The 4,956-nt window shown below is 70.1% G+C and carries 4 protein-coding genes; all 4 read left to right on the forward strand.

Features of this window, described 5'->3' with window-relative positions; genetic code table 11:
* The first annotated feature begins 382 nt into the window (after window positions 1-382).
* Window positions 383-1,741 carry an ABC transporter substrate-binding protein gene (locus tag FNQ90_RS12475; RefSeq protein ID WP_182606438.1) on the forward strand — a complete coding sequence of 453 codons (1,359 nt, stop codon included), beginning with the start codon at window positions 383-385 and terminating at the stop codon, window positions 1,739-1,741.
* A 167-nt stretch (window positions 1,742-1,908) separates the two neighbouring features.
* Window positions 1,909-2,793, forward strand: coding sequence for a carbohydrate ABC transporter permease (locus FNQ90_RS12480; protein WP_143621756.1), 885 nt, complete (start codon window positions 1,909-1,911; stop codon window positions 2,791-2,793).
* A 59-nt stretch (window positions 2,794-2,852) separates the two neighbouring features.
* Window positions 2,853-3,680 carry a carbohydrate ABC transporter permease gene (locus FNQ90_RS12485; RefSeq protein ID WP_182606440.1) on the forward strand — a complete coding sequence of 276 codons (828 nt, stop codon included), beginning with the start codon at window positions 2,853-2,855 and terminating at the stop codon, window positions 3,678-3,680.
* 74 nt (window positions 3,681-3,754) lie between these two features.
* A complete protein-coding gene (locus FNQ90_RS12490) occupies window positions 3,755-4,936 on the forward strand; it encodes an ABC transporter ATP-binding protein (RefSeq protein WP_182606439.1) in 1,182 nt (393 codons plus the stop codon).
* The last annotated feature ends 20 nt before the right edge of the window (window positions 4,937-4,956 follow it).

A 4,956-nucleotide genomic window follows, 5' to 3' on the forward strand; every position in this document is an offset into this window, starting at 1 on the left:
CGTCCCGCGTCCGTGCCCCAGGGCATCGGCTCCGCCCCCGCCGGTGCCCCGTCGCCGCTCCGCGCACTTTTTCGGGCTAACCCGCGGATCCCCGGGTAGCCGAGCGGGCATCACGCCGCGCCGGGGGGCGGAAGCCACCGGGCCACGACACCCGGGGGCGGTCCCCGGCGTTCCTTCCGGGGCGACGTGATGTGTAATAAAAGGCACAAAAAGGACGAATAGGGCGTCCGGGGATCGTGAGCCGAGGACCGTGGCCGGTCGGCGGGTCCGGTCCGGCGGAGCGCGGAACCCGGACGGGGAGCGCCGGCGAGGCGGACGAGGAGGTCTGACCCATGGCCGAGACATCCGGCACGACCGGAGGAGACGAAACGGCGGCCACGCCATGACCGCCCCCACCCCGGGCGGCCCCGGCCGCCCCCGACACGCACCGCGCGGGGGCGCTCCCCGCGCCCGGCGACGCGGCCTCGCGGCGGCGGGCGCCGGCCTGCTGGCCGCCTCGCTGATCGCCGGCTGCGGCACCGAGGAGGGGCCCACCGAGGTGAACCTCTACCTCTCCCCGGAGGAGAGCCTCCCCGACGTGGTCGCACGCTGCAACGAGGAGGCCGACGGCCGCTACCGCATCGTCTACAACCAGCTGCCGCGCGATGCCGACGGCCAGCGCGAGCAGATGGTGCGCCGGCTCGCCGCCGAGGACACCGGCCTGGACGTCCTGGGCCTGGACGTCACCTGGATCCCCGAGTTCGCCGAGGCCGGCTGGATCGAGGAGTGGACCGGGGAAAACCGCGAGGAGGCCGTCCGCGACGTGCTCCCCGGGCCGCTGGAGACGGCGATCTGGGACGACAAGGTCTACGGCGCCCCGAAGAACACCAACATCCAGTTGATGTGGTACGACGAGCGGATCACCCCCGAGCCGCCCGCCACCTGGTCGGAGCTGATCGAGACCGCCGAGCGGCTGCGCGAGGAGGGCGAACCGTACCGGGTGCTGTTCACCGGTGCCCAGTACGAGGGCCTGGTGGTCTTCTTCAACAGCCTGGTCGCCTCCACCGGCGGTCAACTGCTCTCCGAGGACGGCACCGAGGCGGTCGTCGACGAGGGCGTGGTCGAGGCGCTGGAGATCCTGCGCGACCTGGCCACTTCCGGCATCACCAGCCCCTCGCTGTCCAACCAGCAGGAGGACGAGATCCGGCTCGCCTTCCAGGGCGGCGGCGGGGCCTTCCAGTTCAACTGGCCCTTCGTCTACGCCTCCTACGCCCAGGAGCGCCCGGATGACCTGGAGCACATCAGGTGGGCCCGCTACCCCACCGTGGAGGAGGGGGACGAGAGCCGGGCGACGGCCGGTGGCTACAACCTGGCCGTGAGCAGCTACTCCGAGCACAAGCCGGAGGCGTTCGAGGCGGCCCTGTGCCTGCGCAGCGCCGAGAGCCAGAAGTACCAGGCTCTGCTCTCCGGCCTGCCGCCGAGCATCGAGACCGTCTACGACGACGAGACGCCGCTGGACCCCGACCGGCCGGCCGACCCGGAGACCAACCCGACGATGGCCGACGAGTACCCGCCCAGGGAGACCATCCGCGAGGCCCTGGCGGAGGCGGCGGTCCGGCCGCTCACCCCCGTCTACCAGAACCTCTCCACCGTCACCGCCAAGATCCTCTCGCCGCCGTCGGCCATCGACCCCGAGGCCACCGCCGACGAACTGCGCGAGGAACTCGACGCCGCGCTGCAATCCCAGGGGGTGCTCCCGTGACCACGACCGAACCCGATCGGGCCGCGACGCGGCCCGGCTCCGGCCGGCACGCCGGCGAGCCCCGCAGGGAGGACACCACCCCCGCCGCCGCCGGAACCGGCGGCGGGGGCGGCGGCTCCCGCCCCGTCGACCCGGGCGGCAACGGCGACAACGGCGGCCGGGCCGCCATGAGCGAGGGCAAGCGCGCCGAACGGCGACTGGGCTGGCTGCTGTGCGCGCCGGCCGCGCTGGTGATGGTCGCCGTCACCGGCTGGCCGATCATCTACTCCGTCTGGCTCTCCCTGCACCGCTACGACCTGCGGCTGCCGGACCAGCAGGAGTTCATCGGCCTGGAGAACTACATCGTCGTCCTCACCAACTCCTATTGGTGGACCGCGTTCTGGGTGACGACGCTCATCACGGTGATCTCGGTCGCCATCGAGTTGGTGCTGGGCATGGCGCTGGCCCTGGTCATGCACCGCACACTGGTCGCCCGCAACCTGGTGCGGACGGTGACGCTCATCCCCTACGGCATCGTGACGGTCGTCGCCGCCTTCTCCTGGTTCTACGCCTGGACACCCGATACCGGCTATCTCGCCGGAACCTTCGCCCCCGACGGGGCGCCATTGACCGACCGGGCAGCGTCCATCGCGATCATCATCCTGGCCGAGGTCTGGAAGACCACCCCGTTCATGGCCCTGCTGCTGCTGGCGGGTCTGGCCCTGGTGCCGGACGACCTGACCAAGGCTGCGGCGATGGACGGCGCCGGCCCCTGGCAGCGGCTGTGGAAGGTCATCATCCCGGTGATGAAGCCGGCCATCCTGGTGGCGCTGCTGTTCCGCACCCTGGACGCCTTCCGGATCTTCGACAACATCTTCGTGCTCACCGGCGGCGCCAACGACACCTCGTCGGTCTCGATGATCACCTACAACAACCTCATCCGGGGCCTGAACCTCGGCATCGGCTCCGCCATGTCGGTGCTGATCTTCATCTCGGTGGCGATCATCGCGTTCCTGTTCGTGAAGTTGTTCGGAGCCGCCGCGCCCGGCAGCACCAGGGAAGGGGGCCGCTGATGGCCGCGACGACCGCGCCCGGGACCGCCGCTCCCGCCACCCGGGGGAACGACAAGGGGATGCACGACGCCCGTCGCCGACTGAGCTGGTCGGTGATCAACCTGCTGGTGGTCGTCTACGCGCTGGTGCCGGTGCTGTGGATCGTGTCGCTGTCCTTCAAGACCGGCGACACCATCAACGACGGCAACTTCATCCCGCGCTCCTGGACGATGGACAACTACGCGGAGATCTTCTCCACCGGCATCTTCACCAGGGCGCTGATCAACTCGATCGGCATCGCGCTGATCTCCACCTTCATCGCGGTGTCCCTGGCGGTGATGGCCGCCTACGCCATCGCCCGGCTGGACTTCCCCGGCAAGCGGGCCCTGATCGGCGTCTCGCTGCTGATCGCGATGTTCCCGCAGATCTCCCTGGTCACCCCGCTGTTCAACATCGAGCGGGAACTCGGTCTCTTCGACACCTGGCCCGGCCTGATCCTGCCGTACATCACCTTCGCGCTGCCGCTGGCGATCTACACCCTCTCGGCGTTCTTCCGGGAGATCCCGTGGGAGCTGGAGAAGGCGGCGAAGATGGACGGCGCGACCCCGATCCAGGCGTTCCGGCGGGTCATCGTCCCGCTGGCCGCCCCCGGCGTGGTCACCAGCGCGATCCTGGTGTTCATCTTCTGCTGGAACGACTTCCTCTTCGCGATCTCGCTGACCGCCTCGGAGTCCGCGCGGACCGTTCCGGCGGCGCTGGCGTTCTTCACCGGTGCCTCGCAGTTCGAGGATCCCACCGGCACGATCTCGGCCGCGGCCGTGGTCATCACCATTCCGATCGTCATCTTCGTCCTGCTCTTCCAGCGTCGCATCGTCGCCGGACTGACCTCCGGCGCGGTGAAGGGCTGACGGGACCGACACACATACACACGAGCACTCGCGCGAGAACCCGGGGATCACAGGGAGCAGGGGAGAAACCGACCATGGCCGAGATCGTTCTGGACCAGGTGTCCAAGCGCTACCCGGACGGCGCGCTCGCGGTGTCCGAGGTGAATCTGACCGTCGCCGACGGCGAGTTCATCATCCTCGTCGGCCCGTCCGGATGCGGGAAGTCCACCACCCTCAACATGGTGGCCGGGCTGGAGGACATCACCTCCGGCGAACTGCGCATCGACGGCGAACGCATGAACGAGCGCGCCCCCAAGGACCGGGACATCGCGATGGTGTTCCAGTCCTACGCGCTCTACCCGCACATGACCGTGCGGGAGAACATGGCCTTCCCGCTGCGGCTGGCCAAGGTCGACGACGACATCGTGCGCCGCAAGGTCGACGAGGCCGCGCAGGTCCTGGACCTCACCGAGCACCTGGACCGGCGCCCCTCCAACCTCTCCGGCGGCCAGCGCCAACGCGTCGCCATGGGCCGCGCCATCGTCCGCGACCCCAAGGCGTTCCTGATGGACGAGCCGCTGTCCAACCTCGACGCCAAACTGCGCGGGCAGATGCGCACCTCCCTGTCCCGCCTGCAGAAGAAGTTGGGCACCACCACCCTCTACGTCACCCACGACCAGACCGAGGCGATGACCCTCGGCGACCGCATCGTCGTCCTCCAGGGCGGCAACGTCCAACAGATCGGCACCCCCCAGCACCTCTACGACGAGCCCGCCAACCTCTTCGTGGCCGGCTTCATCGGCTCCCCGTCGATGAACTTCCTGCCGGTGACCGTCGAGAACGACCGGCTCACCACGCCGCTGGGGTCGGTGCCGCTCACCGACCGTTCCCGCACCCTGCTGTCCGCCGCCGACGCCCCCCGCGAGCTGATCGCCGGCATCCGACCCGAGCACTTCGAGGACGCCGCCCTGGTCGAGGACCACCTGCGGGACAAGGGGCACGTCTTCACCGGCACCGTGGACGTGCTGGAGTCGCTCGGCTCGGAGAAGTACGCCTACTTCGAGCTGGAGGGGGAGGGCGCGCGGTCCCAACAGCTCGCCGAGCTCGCCTCGGTCACCGGCTCCGCCGACGAGGGCGGCGGCCCCCGGCAGCTCATCGTCCGGCTCTCGGCGGCCACCCGGGCGAAGGAGGGCGCCGAACTGGAGGTGTGGTTCGACCCCGCGCACATCCTGCTCTTCGACCCCGAATCGGGCCGCAACCTCACCCGGGAGGGGTGAGACGGGGACCCGGGGACGGG

The sequence above is a fragment of the Streptomyces alkaliphilus genome (genome assembly GCF_014141535.1).
GTDB classification, from domain to species: domain Bacteria; phylum Actinomycetota; class Actinomycetes; order Streptomycetales; family Streptomycetaceae; genus Streptomyces; species Streptomyces alkaliphilus.

Bases quoted from the DNA above. Each gene is read 5' to 3' on its own strand.
- FNQ90_RS12480 (WP_143621756.1), top strand. From the start codon at position 1,909: ATGAGCGAGGGCAAGCGCGCCGAACGGCGACTGGGCTGGCTGCTGTGC.
- FNQ90_RS12485 (WP_182606440.1), top strand. From the start codon at position 2,853: ATGCACGACGCCCGTCGCCGACTGAGCTGGTCGGTGATCAACCTGCTG.
- FNQ90_RS12475 (WP_182606438.1), top strand. From the start codon at position 383: ATGACCGCCCCCACCCCGGGCGGCCCCGGCCGCCCCCGACACGCACCG.
- FNQ90_RS12490 (WP_182606439.1), top strand. From the start codon at position 3,755: ATGGCCGAGATCGTTCTGGACCAGGTGTCCAAGCGCTACCCGGACGGC.